This is a genomic window from Burkholderia pseudomultivorans (assembly GCF_902499075.1).
GTDB lineage: Bacteria > Pseudomonadota > Gammaproteobacteria > Burkholderiales > Burkholderiaceae > Burkholderia > Burkholderia pseudomultivorans.
In genome coordinates, this window is record NZ_CABVPP010000027.1 from 45026 (window position 1) to 60827 (window position 15802).

Annotated in this window: 10 protein-coding genes; 4 read left to right on the forward strand and 6 right to left on the reverse strand. The window is 68.7% G+C overall.

Annotation, left to right across the window (positions count from 1 at the left end; genetic code table 11):
* Positions 1-5 precede the first annotated feature (5 nt).
* Complete coding sequence (astE, locus tag BST28156_RS18680; RefSeq protein WP_174903051.1) at positions 6-1034, forward strand: succinylglutamate desuccinylase; 1029 nt, start codon at positions 6-8, stop codon at positions 1032-1034.
* A gap of 275 nt (positions 1035-1309) precedes the next feature.
* Positions 1310-2104 (forward strand): ABC transporter substrate-binding protein, encoded by a 795-nt coding sequence (locus tag BST28156_RS18685; protein WP_174903032.1) that lies wholly within the window; start codon positions 1310-1312, stop codon positions 2102-2104.
* Between the two features lie 104 nt (positions 2105-2208).
* Here BST28156_RS18685 and BST28156_RS18690 read toward each other — a convergent pair whose 3' ends face one another.
* Both BST28156_RS18690 and cdpA read right to left on the reverse strand, forming a co-directional pair.
* Positions 2209-3693: an HDOD domain-containing protein gene (locus BST28156_RS18690; RefSeq protein ID WP_174903033.1), complete on the reverse strand. Its 1485-nt coding sequence runs from the start codon at positions 3691-3693 to the stop codon at positions 2209-2211.
* A gap of 25 nt (positions 3694-3718) precedes the next feature.
* Positions 3719-5461, reverse strand: a complete 1743-nt coding sequence (gene cdpA, locus BST28156_RS18695) for a cyclic di-GMP phosphodiesterase CdpA (protein WP_217451813.1) — start codon at positions 5459-5461, stop codon at positions 3719-3721.
* Positions 5462-5738: 277 nt separating this feature from the next.
* On the opposite strand from cdpA, the gene BST28156_RS18700 reads away from it, so the two are divergent.
* Complete coding sequence (locus BST28156_RS18700) at positions 5739-6287, forward strand: peroxiredoxin (protein WP_174903035.1); 549 nt, start codon at positions 5739-5741, stop codon at positions 6285-6287.
* Positions 6288-6362: 75 nt separating this feature from the next.
* Here BST28156_RS18700 and BST28156_RS18705 read toward each other — a convergent pair whose 3' ends face one another.
* A complete protein-coding gene (locus BST28156_RS18705) occupies positions 6363-6992 on the reverse strand; it encodes an SDR family oxidoreductase (protein WP_060241593.1) in 630 nt (209 codons plus the stop codon).
* Between the two features lie 245 nt (positions 6993-7237).
* Between BST28156_RS18705 and BST28156_RS18710 the strand changes: the two genes are divergently transcribed.
* Positions 7238-8713 (forward strand): NYN domain-containing protein, encoded by a 1476-nt coding sequence (locus BST28156_RS18710; protein ID WP_174903036.1) that lies wholly within the window; start codon positions 7238-7240, stop codon positions 8711-8713.
* Positions 8714-8875: 162 nt separating this feature from the next.
* Here the strand turns inward: BST28156_RS18710 and BST28156_RS18715 are convergent, their stop codons facing one another.
* From BST28156_RS18715 to BST28156_RS18725, 3 genes are all read right to left on the reverse strand, one after another.
* Entirely contained in the window at positions 8876-9259 is a 384-nt protein-coding gene (locus BST28156_RS18715) for a VOC family protein (RefSeq protein WP_174903037.1), read from the reverse strand.
* A gap of 116 nt (positions 9260-9375) precedes the next feature.
* A complete protein-coding gene (locus tag BST28156_RS18720) occupies positions 9376-12684 on the reverse strand; it encodes an efflux RND transporter permease subunit (RefSeq protein WP_174903038.1) in 3309 nt (1102 codons plus the stop codon).
* Between the two features lie 3 nt (positions 12685-12687).
* Entirely contained in the window at positions 12688-15801 is a 3114-nt protein-coding gene (locus tag BST28156_RS18725) for an MdtB/MuxB family multidrug efflux RND transporter permease subunit (protein WP_174903039.1), read from the reverse strand.
* Position 15802: the final 1 nt, after the last annotated feature.

Here is a 15802-nt window from a genome sequence, read left to right on the forward strand (position 1 = left end):
CGAACATGTCCGGCGCGCCGCTGCTCGACGATTTTCTCGCGTTCACGCTCGCCGGCGATGCGCCGGCCGTGACGGACGGCGTATGCGCGGGCGGCGCGCTGCGCTGGCACTGGCTCGGCGACGGCCTGCTCGCGCTCGAACCGCATGCGCCGGCCGTTGCGCCGCGCGCGAGCGTGCTGGTGTCGGCCGGCGTGCATGGCGACGAAACCGCGCCGATCGAGCTGTTGTCGCGGCTCGTGCGCGACCTCGCGGCGGGCGCGCTGCCGCTCGCGTGCCGGCTGCTGGTCGTGCTCGGCAACGTGCCGGCGATGCGCGCGGGCGAACGCTATCTCGACGACGACCTGAATCGCCTGTTCAGCGGCCGCCACGCGCAGGTGCCGGCGAGCCGCGAGGCGCCGCGCGCCGCGCAGCTCGAAGCGGCCGCCGGCACGTTCTTCGCGGCGGCGCCGGCGGGCGGCGCGCGCTGGCATGTCGACATGCACACGGCGATCCGCGCGTCGGTGTTCGAGCAGTTCGCGCTGCTGCCGCACACGGGCACGCCGCCGTCGCGCGCGATGGTCGAATGGCTCGGCGATGCACGCATCGCGGCCGTGCTGCTGCATACCGCGAAGGGCAATACGTATTCGCATTTCACGGCCGAGCATTGCGGTGCGCTCGCGTGCACGCTGGAACTCGGCAAGGTGCGGCCGTTCGGTCAGAACGACCTGACGCGCTTCGACGGGGCCGATCGCGCGGTGCGGCGGCTCGTGTCGGGCGCACCGCGCGATGCCGATGCGGCGCTGCCGCGCGTGTTTACGGTGATCGACCAGATCACGAAGCAGAGCGACGCGCTCGAACTGTTCGTCGCGGCCGACGTCGCGAACTTCACCGCGTTCGCGCGCGGCACGGTGCTCGCGCAGGACGGCGACTACCGCTACACGGTGCGGCACGACGAGGAGCGCATCGTGTTCCCGAATCCGGCCGTGAAGCCGGGCCTGCGCGCGGGCCTGCTCGTCGTCGACACGACGCGCGAGACGCTCGCGGCGCTCGTCTGACCTGCCGTTGCACGGCGCGTGGCAGTGGCTGCGCGCCGTGCCTTGCCTGTTTGCGACATCGTCTTGCGAGTTCGGATCGCGGCCCGGTGCGCGCCGCGCGCGCAGCGCAGCATCGCACGCTTTGCCGTGCCGGGCCGCGCGGGTTGGTACAATCGCGGCCTTGCGGCTGTTGCGCCGCATCACGGCGCGGCGTCGCGATTGCCGTTGTCATCCGACCCTGCAATGATGCATGCGCCCGTAGTTCCGGAACATTCGAGTATCGAGGAGAGCATTTGATGAAGTTGGATTGGCGTAAAGTGGCCGCGTACGCGGCGGTGGCGGCATCGGCGGTGGCGGCCGGCAGTGCGGTTGCGGCGGACCTGAAGGAAATCCGGTTCGGCGTCGAGGCTTCGTACGCGCCGTTCGAATACAAGACGCCCGACGGCAAGCTGACCGGCTTCGACATCGATATCGGCAACGCGGTGTGCGCGAAGCTGAAGACGAAGTGCGTGTGGGTCGAGAACGACTTCGACGGCCTGATCCCCGCGCTGCAGGCGCGCAAGTTCGACGCGATCAACTCGGACATGACGATCACCGACCAGCGCAAGCACGCGATCGCGTTCACCGATCCGATCTACACGATCCCGAACCAGCTGATCGCGAAGCAGGGCAGCGGCCTGTTGCCGACCCCGCAGTCGCTGAAGGGCAAGCGCGTCGGCGTGCTGCAGGGCACGATCCAGGAAGCGTACGCGAAGAAGAAGTGGGCGCCGGCCGGCGTCGAAGTCGTGCCGTACCAGACGCAGGATCTCGCGTATGCGGACCTGAAGTCGGGCCGCCTCGACGCGACCTTCCAGGATTCCGAAGCAGGTGCGAAGGGTTTCCTGTCGAAGCCGCAAGGCCAGGGCTTCGGGTTCGCGGGCGGCACCGTCAGCGATACCGAGATTCTCGGCTCGGGCGTCGGCTTCGGCCTGCGCAAGAACGACGCGGCGCTGAAGACCGCGCTCGATCAGGCGCTGAAGGAACTGAAGGCCGACGGCACGATCGACAATCTCGCGAAGAAGTATTTCAGCGTGCCCGTGACGCTCAAGTAAGCGTTTCGTTTCATCGCACGCTCGCAGCCGGCCGCTCATGCGGCCGGTTTGCTTTTGGGGGCGGAGAATCGCCGGCGCGGCTGCGCTGCGGCGAGCGCGATGCGCTACGCGGGAAAGAACCGGCTCAGTTCGCGCGCGAGCTCGTTGAGCACGGCCATTTCCTGCTGCGTGATCTTGCGCGCGGGCTGGGCGCCGGCCCAGTCGCCGTACAGCAGCGCGACCGTCGTCGCGCCGACGCGCACCGGCAGCAGCACGAACGCGCGCGTGTCGTCGAACGCATCGAGATACCACGCGGGCAGCCGCCTGAGCATCTTCGGCTCCTGCGCCTGCTCGATGAAGATGCCGACCGAGTTGGTGATCGCGAGATGGAACACGTCCGGCTCGAAGCGTTCGTCGAAGCGCAGCCGGTCGAGCACCGCGTCGACGTCGGGGCCGAAGCCGAGCCGCGCGGCGAACGTGCCGTCGGCATGCCGCACGAACATCACGGTACGCGTGAATGCGAGGCCGGCGAGCAGGCTTTCGGACGCGAGTGCGAGCACCGGCGTCAGCACGTGTTCCGACGGCAGCGCACGCAGGTCGGCGAGGCCGGCTTCGAGACAGGCCTCGGGCTGCGCCTGCGCGCGCGCGATCGCGTCGGCGTTCGCGCGCAGCTCGACGATCTCGCGCATCACGGTGTCGCTCGCTTCCTCGCGCGCGAGTTGCTCGGCGATTTCCACCAGCGTGTCGGACTCCGTATCGAGTATCGGCGCGTAGTGCTGCGCGAGCGCCGCGATGCGCGCGTCGCGCTGCGGGCTCGCGGGCATCGCGAGCGCGCCCGCGACGTCGGTCGAGCAGCGGCTCACCGCGCGCAGCCAGTGCGCGCGGCCGTCCGGGTCGTCTTCGTCGGCGAGCGCCGCGCCGTCGTCGTGCGCGTCGGCAAGGCTCGCGCGCTCGTCGTCGGCCATGCCGGCGCGGATCAGTTCGGGCAGCCGCCAGCGCGCGGCGGCCTCGAGGCCGATCTCGTCGAAGCCGACGCCGAGCACCTCGACGCACGCGGCCGCTTCGTCGCCGTTCAGCTCGGTCGCGCGTCGGCGGATCCGGTCCCATTCGCTGTCGAGATAACAGACCACCAGCAGCTTGCCGACCTGGCGCATCAGCGTGCAGACGACGGCTTCCTCGCCCGAGCGCAGCTCGGCGCGCTCGGTCAGCTTGCGCGCGACGCAGCCCGACAGCAGCGCGCGGTTCAGTTCGAGCTTCGCGTCGATGCGCCGCGGCGTGCTGTGATGAAAGTGATCGACGAGCTTCAGCCCGACGACCAGATGGCCGACTGCGTCCATGCCGAGCACCATCAGCGCGCGCGTCACGGTCGTGATGTTGCCGCCGAACGCCATGTACATCGCGGAGTTCGCGAGCCGCAGCACCTTCTGCGTCAGCGCGAAATCCGACAGCACGACCCGGACGAGCGCGGTGAAGTCGAGGTCGTCGTTCTTCATCGCGGCCATCGTCGCGCGCAGCGATTCCGACAGCAGCGGGAAGTCGCCCCGTTCGTTCATCCGGGCCCACAGCTTGTCGAGCAGGGCCGTCGGCGGCAGGTGTTCGGTGATTGACATGCGTCTGTCCGGTTCGCGGGCGCGGTCAGGCCGCCGCGTGCAGGCGCAGCTGCTGCGCCTCGAAGCGCCGCGCGAGCTCCTCGGACGGCAGTGCCTGGCATACGAGCCAGCCCTGGATGTGGTTGCAGCCCATCTCGGTCAGCAATTCGCGCTGCGCCTCGGTCTCGACGCCTTCCGCGACGAGTTCGAGGTCGAGCGTCTGCGCGAGGCCGACCACCGCCGACACGATCGCGCGGTCGTTGCGCGACGTCAGCAGGTTCTCGACGAAGCTGCGGTCGATCTTCAGCTTCGCGAGCGGGAAGCGCTGCAGGTACGCGAGGCTCGAATAGCCGGTGCCGAAATCGTCGATCGCGAAGCGGATGCCGAGCTCGGTCAGTTCCTCGAGCAGTTCCTTCGCATGTGCGGGATCGTGCATCAGCAGGCTTTCGGTGATTTCGAGCACGATGCGGCGCGGGTCGATGCCCGTCAGCGTGATCGCCTCGCGCACGCTCTGCGTGAAGCGCGGGTCGCGGAACTGCTGCGGCGACACGTTGACCGCGACGTATTGCAGCGCGAGGCCCTGGCGGTCCCACGCAACGAGCTGCATGCACGCGGCCTTCAGCACCCAGTTGCCGAGATAGTTGATCAGGCCGATCGATTCGGCGAGCGGGATGAAGGTCGCCGGCGGCACCAGGCCGTGCACCGGGTGGCGCCAGCGGATCAGCGCCTCGACGCCGACCACCGCGGCCGACTGGCTGCGCGTGATCGGCTGGAAGTGCAGCGAGAATTCGCCGTTGCGCACGCCGTCGTACAGGTCGGCTTCGAGCTTCAGCCGCTCGGCGTCGGCCGGATCGTCGACCGGCGTATGGAACGCGAGCGCATTGCCGCCCGACGCCTTGGCCTGCGCGAGCGCATGGTCGGCGCGGCGCAGCAGCGGGCTGTGGTGTTGCGCGCGATGCGATGCCGGCCGCTCGTCCGGGTACAGCGCGATGCCGATGCTGGCCGACAGGTGCACGGGCTGTCCGTGGTACACGTAAGGTTCGCGGATCGCGGCCTGCAGCCGGCGTGCGAGCGCGCCCGCCGCGTCGCTGACCCGCGCGCGGTCCGGCGCGCCGAGCACCACCGCGAACTTGTCGCTCGCGACGCGCGCGAGTCGCTCGCCGGGCGACACGAGTGCGCGCAGCCGCTGCGCGGTCTCGCGCAGCAGCGTGTCGCCGGCGTCGTAGCCGAGCGCGCGGTTGATCCGCTGATAGTCGTCGAGATCGAGCAGCAGCAGCGCCGCGCAGGTGCCGCCCTCGTCGGCGGACTGCTGCGCGCGCATCAGCGCGGGCACGAGTGCGGACAGGTTGTCGAGCCCCGTCATCGGGTCGTGGTGCATCTCGTACGTGAGGCGCGCCTCGAGCGCGCGCCACGACGACACGTCGAACGCCGCGATCGCGAAGCCGTCGACGCCGTGGTGGCGGCTCTTGACCGCGCGCACCTCGACGTCGAGCGGATAGGTGAGCGACTTGACGATGCACATCGTCGCCTTCTCGACCTGGCCCGAGCGCGCGGCGCGCGCAAGCAGGCCTTCGAGCGCCGAGGTATCCTGTTCGGCGATCAGGTCGCGCAGCGTCAGCGTATGCAGATAGTCGCGGTGATAGCCGATGAAGCGCAGGCTGGCGTCGGACACGTACAGAAAGCGCAGTTCGCGGTCGACATGGGCGAGGAAGTCCACCGTGCCGACCGTCTGTTCCAGCCAGTTGCGCACGGTGTCGTCGCGGCGCGGCGCGCCGGCGCGTGCGGGCATCAGCGCGCCGCCCGACCATGCGAAGCGGCGCAGCGTACGCAGGGCGCTTCGCCAGTGGCCCTTGCGCGGCGTCTGTTTCCTGTTGGCTTCCATGTTTCTCGCTGACGTGAAGGGCTGGAACCGGTTGTCCGGTAGGAATAACGGCAGACTGCGACGAATCTTTAACGGACCGGCCCGCGGGCGGCGCTGCCGCCGGGCCGGATCGGGTCGCGCAGGCGGCGGTCGAACGCCGGTGCGGCCTGTAACGAGGCTGACTTTATAAGAAATGAGGACGCAGATGAAGCGAAAACTGTTGGTGGGCGCCGTGGCGGCGCTGGTGGCCGGCCATGCGCTGGTCGCGCAGGCGGAACTGAAGCCGGGCGATGCGGCGCCCGATTTTACGACCCAGGCGTCGCTGGGCGGCAAGACTTACACGTATTCGCTTGCCGACGCGCTGAAGCACGGGCCGGTCGTGCTGTATTTCTACCCGGCCGCGTTCACGAAGGGCTGCACGATCGAGGCGCACGCGTTCGCGGATGCGGTCGACCGTTACAAGGCGTACGGCGCGACGGTGATCGGCGTGTCCGTCGACAATATCGACACGCTGACGAAGTTTTCGGTGAGCGAGTGCCGCAGCAAGTTCCCGGTCGCGGCCGACCCGGATGCGAAGATCATCCGCGAGTACGACGCGAAGCTGCCGGCGCTCGACCGCGCAAACCGCGTGTCCTACGTGATTTCGCCGGAAGGGAAGATACTGTACGAATACACGAGCCTGTCGCCCGACAAGCACGTGGAGAACACGCTCGCCGCGGTGAAGGCGTGGGCGGACGCGCATCCGAAGCCGTAACGGCAAGGCGGCGCGAACGCGGCCCGCTCGCGCCGGCAGCGCGCGCCGGCGGTCGCATTGCCGCGTGCGCGCGAATCACGCGCGCAGCGCCTGCTCGATCGGCACGCTGCCGCCGACGAAGCCGATGATCTTGCGCGAGATGCCGAGCTTGATCGCCTCGATCGCGGCCCATGCAACGTCCTGGCGCGAAACCGGCGGCGCGGGCTCGACGCGCTCCTCGGTCAGCGCGATCTTGCCGACGCCCGGTTCGTCCGCGAGCGGGCCCGGGCGCAGGATCACGTAGTCGACGCCCGACGCGATCACGCGCTCGTCGCCTTCGCGTTTCATCTGGGAATAGTGACGCAGCGCGTCGGGGCTGCGTTCGGGCCAGTATGCGGACAGCGAGCTGATCACGACCAGCTTCTGGACGTTGTGCGCGAGTGCATACTCGGCCGCGCGCGCGACCGCGTCGCGGTCGACCTGTTCCTCTTCGGCCGCGCCTTCCGACTCGGCCGAACCGGCCGCGTAGATGACATGCGTGACGCCCTGGAACGCGTGCGAGAAATCGCCCGTCAGATCGGCCTCGACGACCTTCGCGCCCGGCAGCGCGTAGCCGTGCCGGCGCACGAGCGCCGTGACCTCGAATTCCGGCTGCTCGAGCAGCAGATCCGCACAGGCCTGGCCCGTGCGGCCGGTCGCGCCAATCAGCAGTACCTTCGTCGTCATGAAACCGCTCCTTGATCGATGCGTCGTCCTTCCAGATAGGGACGGACGACCGATACTCAAGTGTATGTCGAATTGGGCCGGCGGAGGCGGGGTAAAAGGGGGCATATCGACCACGGTGTGCCCGCGCACATTGCGCCGTGTCGGCGTGCGAATGCGGGCGACGGGCCGCCGACCGGCTATCATGTGCGCCACGCATTTCCTGCCGCTACGCAATACAACGCGTCGGCCAACCGGTTGGAGTACACATGGCATTACCCCTCGACAACATCAGCATGGCCGTGTTCTGCGACTTCGAGAACGTCGCGCTCGGCGTGCGCGACGCGAAGTACGAGAAGTTCGACATCAAGCCCGTGCTCGAACGGCTGCTGCTGAAGGGCAGCATCGTCGTGAAGAAGGCGTATTGCGACTGGGATCGCTACAAGGGCTTCAAGGCGGCGATGCACGAGGCGAGTTTCGAGCTGATCGAGATTCCGCATGTGCGCCAGTCGGGCAAGAACTCGGCCGACATCCGGCTCGTCGTCGACGCGCTCGACCTGTGCTACACGAAGTCGCACGTCGACACCTTCGTGATCATCAGCGGCGACTCGGATTTCTCGCCGCTCGTGTCGAAGCTGCGCGAGAACGCGAAAAAGGTGATCGGGGTCGGCGTGAAGAAGTCGACCTCGGACCTGCTGGTCGCGAACTGCGACGAATTCATCTTCTACGACGACCTGGTGCGCGAGCAGCAGCGTGCGCTTGCCAAGCGCGAACAGCAGCGCGCGGGCAACGGCGGCGCGAAGCGGCCCGACGAGCCGTCGCGCAAGCCCGAGCTGGAGATGCGGCGGGCCGAGGCGATCGCGCTGGCGGTCGAGACCTTCGACGCGCTCGCGTCGGAGCGCGACGACGTCGGCAAGATCTGGGCGTCGGTGCTCAAGAGCGCGATCAAGCGCCGCAAGCCGGATTTCAACGAGTCGTACTACGGATTCCGCGCATTCGGCAACCTGCTCGACGAGGCGCAGGCACGCGGGCTGCTCGAAGTGGGGCGCGACGACAAGTCGGGCGCGTTCGTGTCGCGCGCGCGTCATGCGCCGGCCGCGGAACAGCTTGCCGCGCCGGAGGCCGGCACGGCACAGCACGGGGCGCCCCAGCACGGCGCGCGCGCGGCCGAGCCGGCGCACGGCGAGCGCGAATCGCGCCGTCGCGGCGGGCAGGGCGAGCCGCGCGCGCGGGAAGCCGCGCCGATCGAGCCGGCCTTCGTCGAAAGCGGGGAAGAAGTCGACGCGGCGGTGTCCGTGTCCGGCGAAGCGGCCGACACGCACGGCGACGGCAAGGACAGCCGCAAGCGCGCACGCAAGAGCGCGGCGAAGAAGACCGGTCCGAAGAAGGGCGCCGCCGCGAAGGGCGGCGAGCGTCGCGCGGCACCGAAGGACGAAGATGTTGCGCACGGTGGCGCGATGCCTCACGGTGGCGACAGGCATGGGGACGCGAAGCACGGCGACACCGCGCAGGCGGATGCGAAGCCGCACGACGCCGCGGATGTCGACAGCCGGCCCGCCGAAGCGCGGCAGGCCGAGCCGGTCGTGGCCGAGGCGGCCGCGCAAGCGGTGCTCGAGTTGGCGCACGAAGCGGCGCCGGCCGAACCGGCCGACGACGCACCGGCCGCTGCCAAGCCGAAGAAGCCGGCCCGCAAGACCGCGCCGCGCGCGCGTCGTCCGCGCAAGACGGCCACGACCGCCGAGTAACAGCCGTCGTCGCGGCCGCATGGCCGCACCCGCACCGGTTCGCACGCAGGCGCGACCGGATGCGGGGCCGCGCAGTACATACCGCCCGGCCAGTGCCGGAACGGGGCGGTATCGAATGCCGCCCGGCACACCGGCCGGCGCTGCGCCTGCCCGCCTGCGGCGCTAGCCGGTCAGCGCATACGGCCGAGTCATCACCTCGAGGAAGTGCCCGTCCGGATCGTCGAAATACACGCCGCGTCCGCCGTTGTGACGGTAGATGTCGCCGGGCTGCCGCTTCGCCGGATCGGCCCAGTGCGGCAGCCCGCGTTCGCGCAGGCGCGCGAACACGCGGTCGAAACCGGCTTCGTCGATCAGGAACGCGTAATGCTGGAACGCGATCTCCCCGTCCTTTTCGTAGAAATCGAGCGATACGCCGTTGTCGAGCGGGACTACCAGCATCGCGCCGAACGGCGTCGGCGCCGGCAGTTCCAGCAACTCGACGAGGAAGCGGCTCGACGCGCGCTTGTCGCGGCACCAGACGATCGTATGGTTCAGCTGGACGTTCATGGCGGATTCCCCCCGAAACGGCACGGCAGCGTGCATGCACTGACGATAGCCGATCGCCGCCGGGGTGCAAGCCGCGGCGGTTCGCGCGGACGGCGTGCCGCCCGCGCGGCTCCGCATCACTCGCCCGCCACCGCCGGCCCGCCCGAATTCCCGCGGCGGTTGCGCCGCTGCTCGCTCCACACGCGCAGCCGGTCCATGTACAGATAGACGACCGGCGTCGTATAGAGCGTCAGTACCTGCGACACGATCAGGCCGCCCGCGATCGCGATCCCGAGCGGTGCGCGCAGCTCGGCGCCGTCGCCGTTGCCGAACGCGAGCGGCAGCGCGCCGAGCAGCGCGGCCATCGTCGTCATCATGATCGGTCGGAAGCGCAACAGGCACGCCTCGTGGATCGCGTCGAACGACGACTTGTGGCCGTTGCGCGTCTGGTCGATCGCGAAGTCGACCATCATGATCGCGTTCTTCTTCACGATGCCGATCAGCAGGATCACGCCGATCAGCGCGATGATGCTGAACTCGGTCTTGAACAGCAGCAGCGCGAGCAGCGCACCGACGCCGGCCGACGGCAGCGTCGACAGGATCGTGATCGGGTGGATGTAGCTCTCGTACAGGATCCCGAGCACGATGTAGACGGCCAGTAGCGCGGCCATGATCAGGATCGGCTGGTCGTTCAGCGACTGCTGGAACGCCTGCGCGGTGCCCTGGAAGCTGCCGACGATGGTCGGCGGCACGCCGATCTGCGCCATCGTCTGGTAGATCACCTGCGTCGCCTGCGACAGCGACACGCCCGGCGGCAGGTTGAACGAGATCGTCGTCGCGACGAACAGCCCCTGGTGGTTCACCGACAGCGGTGTCGTGCTCGGGCCGAAGGTCGCGATCGCCGACAGCGGGATCATCGTCGACTTCGACGTCGACACGGCCGCGCCCGACGACGCGCTCGACTTGCCGCTCGACGCGATCGAGTTGAGCGCCTGGTTGCGCGCGGAATCGGACGCGATCGCCGCGGCGCTGGTGGCGGCCGTGCCGGCGCTCGACGTGCCGGCCGCGGTCGCGACGTAGGTGCCGGCCGCCGCGTTGGTCGTCTGCGAGCCGTTCGCGCTGCCGCCCGACGTGCTGATCCACACCTGGTTCAGCATCTCCGGGCTCTGCCAGTATTTCGGCGCGACTTCCATCACGACGTGGTACTGGTTCAGCGGGTTGTAGATCGTCGAGACCTGGCGCTGGCCGAACGCGTCGTACAGCGTGTTGTCGATCTGCGACGGCGTGATGCCGAGCCGCGCGGCCGTCGCGCGGTCGATCGTTACCATCGCCTCGAGGCCGCCTTGCTGCTGGTCGGAGTTCACGTCGGCGAGCTCGGGGCGTTTCTGCAGCGCCTCGGTCAGCAGCGGCCCCCACTTGTACAGGTCGGCGCTCGAATCGCCGAGCAGCGTGAACTGGTACTGCGCATTGCTCTGGCGGCCGCCGACGCGGATGTCCTGCGCGGCCTGCAGGAACGTGCTCGCACCGGCCACGTTCGACAGCGGCCCGCGCAACTGCTGGATCACCTGGTCGGCCGACAGCTTGCGCTCGGTGCGATCCTTCAGCGTGACGAACATGAAGCCCGAGTTGGTCTGCGTGCCGCCCGTGAAGCCCGCGGCGCTCTTCACGTTCGGGTTGCTCTGCACGATCCGCATCATCTCGGTGAACTTCTGCTTCATCGCCTGGAACGACGTGGCCTGGTCGGCGCGGATGCCGCCGATCATCAGCCCGGTGTCCTGCTGCGGGAAGAAGCCCTTCGGCACGATCACGTACAGGTAGATGTTCAGCCCGATCGTCGCGAACAGGATAAGCAGGATCAGCAGCGGCCGGCGCAGCGCCCACGACAGCGAGCGTTCGTAGCCGCGCTGCATGCGCGTGAAACAGCGTTCCAGGAACCGCGCGAAGCGGCCTTCGTCGCGCGGGTCGTGCGTCTCGGGCAGCAGGCGCGCGCACATCATCGGCGTGACGGTCAGCGACACCGCGAGCGACACCGCGATCGCGAGCGACAGCGTCAGCGCGAACTCGCGGAACAGGCGCCCGACGATGCCGCCCATCAGCAGGATCGGCAGGAACACCGCGACCAGCGAGATGCTCATCGACAGCACCGTGAAGCCGACCTCGCGCGCGCCGTCGAACGCGGCCTGCAGCCGCGGCGTGCCGTTCTCGATGTGGCGCGCGATGTTCTCGAGCACGACGATCGCATCGTCGACGACGAAGCCGGTCGCGACGATCAGCGCCATCAGCGACAGGTTGTCGATCGAGAAGCCGAGCAGGTACATCGCGCCGAACGTGCCGATGATCGAGATCGGCACCGCGACGCTCGGGATCAGCGTCGCGCGCCAGTTGCGCAGGAACAGGAACACGACCATCACGACCAGGCTGACCGCGATCAGCAGCGTGCGCTCGGTGTCCTTCAGCGACGCGCGGATCGTCGTCGAGCGGTCGAGCACCGGCGTGACCGTGATGTCGGCCGGCAGCGACGCGGTGAGCTGCGGCAGCGCCGCGCGCACGCGGTCGATCGTCTCGATGATGTTCGCACCGGGCGAGCGGTACAGGATCACCAGCACCGCGCGCTTGCCGTTCGACAGGCCGAGGTTGCGCAGGTCCTCGACCGAATCGACGACCTCGGACAGGTCGGACAGCCGCACGCCCGCGCCGTTGCGGTATGCGACGACGAGGTCGCGGTACTGCTCGGCCTGCGACGCCTGGTCGTTCGTATAGAGCTGGAAGTGCTGCGGGCCGAACTCGATCGCGCCCTTCGGGCTGTTCGCGTTCGCGGACGCGAGCGCGGCGCGCACGTCCTCGAGGCCGATTCCGTAGTGGAACAGCGCCTGCGGTTCGAGCTCGACGCGCACGGCCGGGTTCGCGGAGCCGCTCACCGATACCTGGCCGATCCCGTCGATCTGCGACAGCGACTGCTGCAGCACCGTCGACGCGGCGTCGTACAGCTTCGCGGCCGACGAGGTTTCCGACGTCAGCGATACGATCATGATCGGCGAATCGGCCGGGTTGACCTTGCGGTAGGTCGGATTGCTCTTCAGCGCGGCGGGCAGGTCGGCGCGCGCCGCGTTGATCGCGGCCTGCACGTCGCGCGCGGCGCCGTCGATGTCGCGATTCAGCCCGAACTGCAGGATGATCCGCGCATTGCCGACCGTGCTGGTCGAGGTCATCTCGGTGACGTCCGCGATCGAGCCGAGGTGCCGTTCGAGCGGGCTCGTCACGCTGGTCGCGACCGTCTCCGGGCTCGCGCCCGGCAGCGACGCCTGCACCGAGATGGTCGGGAAGTCGACCTGCGGCAGCGGCGACACCGGCAGCTTGATGAACGCGAACAGGCCCGCGAGCGCGACGCCGAGCGCGAGCAGCGTCGTCGCGACGGGGCGGGTGATGAAGGGACGCGACAGGTTCATCGCTTACGCATCCGTGTGCGTGCCGGCGGCCGGGCCGCGGCGTTCGAACCAGCCGCGCACGCGGCGCGCGAGCGCGTCGAAGCCGAGGTAGATCACCGGCGTCGTAAACAGCGTCAGCACCTGCGACACGATCAGGCCGCCCGCGATCGCGATCCCGAGCGGCTGGCGCAATTCGGAACCGGCGCCCGAGCCGACGATCAGCGGCACCGCGCCGAGCAGCGCGGCGAGCGTCGTCATCAGGATCGGCCGGAAGCGCAGCAGGCACGCCTGGTAGATCGCCTCGCGCGGCGGCTTGCCTTCGACGCGCTCGGCCTCGAGCGCGAAGTCGATCATCATGATCGCGTTCTTCTTCACGATGCCGATCAGCAGCACGATGCCGATGATGCCGATGATGTCGAGGTCGTGGCCGGTGAGCATCAGCGCAAGCAGCGCGCCGACGCCGGCCGACGGCAGCGTCGACAGGATCGTGATCGGGTGGATGTAGCTCTCGTACAGCACGCCGAGCACGATGTACATCGTGACGACCGCCGCGAGGATCAGGAACAGCTGGTTCGACAGCGACGCCTGGAATGCGAGCGCGGCGCCCTGGAAGCGCGTCTGGAACGACGCGGGCAGGCCGATCTCCTGCTCGGCGGCCTCGATCGCCTTGACGGCCTCGCCGAGCGACGCGCCCGGCGCGAGGTTGAACGAGATCGTCGTCGACGGGAACTGCGACAGGTGCGACACGAGCAGCGGCGACGGCCGCTCGTGGAACGACGCGATCGACGACAGCGGCACCTGGCCGCCGCCCGCCGACGGCAGGTAGATGTCGTTCAGCGACTGCGCGTAGTGCTGGTCCTTCGGCTCCGATTCGAGAATCACGCGGTACTGATTCGACTGCGTGAAGATGGTCGACACGATGCGCTGGCCGAACGCGTCGTACAGCGCGTTATCGACGGTCGCCGGCGTGATGCCGAAGCGCGCGGCGCTCGCGCGGTCGATCTCGATATAGACCGACTGGCCGTTGCTCTGCAGGTCGGTCGCGACGTCGGCGAGCGACGGTTCCTGCTGCAGCCGCGCGACGAGCTTCGGCACCCAAGTCGCGAATTCGTCGGAATTCGGGCTCGTCAGCATGAACTGGTACTGCGTCGGGCTGACCGTCGAGTCGATCGTCAGATCCTGCACCGACTGCATGAACAGCGAGATCCCCGTCACGTTCGCGACGCGCCGCTGCAGGTCGCGGATGATCTGGCTTGCCGTTTCGGAGCGCGCGTCGCGCGCCTTCAGGTTGATCAGCATCCGGCCGCTGTTCAGCGTGATGTTCGAGCCGTCGACGCCGATGAACGAGGTCAGGCTGTCGACGTTCGGATCCTTCAGGATCTCGGCGGCCAGCGCCTGCTGCCGCTCGGCCATCGCGCCGTACGAGATCGACTGCGGCGCCTGCGTGATCGCCTGGATCACGCCGGTGTCCTGCGCGGGGAAGAAGCCCTTCGGCACGTATACGTACAGCAGCCCGGTCAGCACCAGCGTGAGCAGCGCGACGACGAGCGTCGAGCGCTCGCGGTTCAGCACCCATTCGAGCGCGACCGCGTAGCGCGCGATCACCCAGTCGATCGCGCGGTGCACGCGCGCCTCGAAGCGGTGGCTCTCGGGCGGCGGCGAGTGGCGCAGCAGCTTCGCGCACATCATCGGCACGAGCGTCAGCGACACGATCGCCGAGATCACGATCGTCACCGCGAGCGTGATCGCGAATTCGTGGAACAGGCGGCCGACCACGTCGCCCATGAACAGCAGCGGGATCAGCACCGCGATCAGCGACACGGTCAGCGAGATGATCGTGAAGCCGATCTGCTTCGAGCCCTTCAGCGCGGCCTCGAGCCCCGAATCGCCTTCCTCGACGTAGCGCGCGATGTTCTCGATCATCACGATCGCGTCGTCGACCACGAAGCCGGTCGCGATCGTCAGCGCCATCAGCGACAGGTTGTTCAGCGAGAAGCCGGCGAGATACATCACCGCGAGCGTGCCGATCAGCGACAGCGGCACCGACAGGCTCGGGATGATCGTCGCGTAGATGTTCGCGAGGAACAGGTACATCACGAGCACGACCAGCACGACCGACAGCATCAGTTCGAACTGCACGTCGCGCACGGCCGCGCGGATCATCGTCGTGCGGTCGGTGACGACCTGCACGTCGAGCGCCGCCGGCAGCGTTTCCTGCAGCTTCGGCAGCTGGGCCTTGATCGCGTCGACGGTCGCAATCACGTTCGCGCCGGGCTGGCGCTGCACGTTCAGGATGATCGCGGGCTCCGAGTTCACCCACGCGCCGAGCTTGGTGTTCTCCGAGCCGGCGACCACCTTCGCGACGTCGGTCAGCATCACCGGCCGGCCGTTCTTGTACGCGACCACCGCGCTGTTGTACTGGTCGGCGCTCGTCAGCTGGTCGTTCGCATTGATCGTGTAGGCGCGCGTCGGGCCGTCGAAGTTGCCCTTCGGCGTGTTGACGTTCAGGTTCGAGATCGTCGTGCGCAGGTCGTCGAGGTTCATCCCGTACTGCGCGAGCGCGGTCGGGTTCGCCTGGATCCGCACGGCCGGGCGGTTGCCGCCCGACAGGCTGACGAGGCCGACGCCGGCGATCTGCGAGATCTTCATCGCGAGGCGCGTGTCGGTCAGGTCCTGCACCTGCGTGAGCGGCAGCGTTTTCGACGTGATCGCGAGCGTCAGCACCGGCGCGTCGGCCGGGTTGACCTTGGCATAGATCGGCGGGGCGGGGAGGTCCGACGGCAGCAGGTTGCCGGCCGCGTTGATCGCGGCCTGCACTTCCTGCTCGGCGATGTCGAGCGGCAGGTCGAGCGAGAACTGCAGCGTGATCACCGACGCGCCGGCCGAGCTTTGCGACGACATCTGGTTCAGCGACGGCATCTGCCCGAACTGCCGTTCGAGCGGCGCGGTGACCGACGACGTCATCACCTCGGGGCTCGCGCCCGGGTAGAAGGTCTGGACCTGGATCGTCGGGTAGTCGACTTCGGGCAGCGCGGCGAGCGGCAGGAAGCGCAGCGCGACCAGGCCGGCCAGCATGATCGCCGCCATCAGGAGGGCGGTGCCGACCGGCCGGAGGATGAAGAGGCGGGATGGATTCATC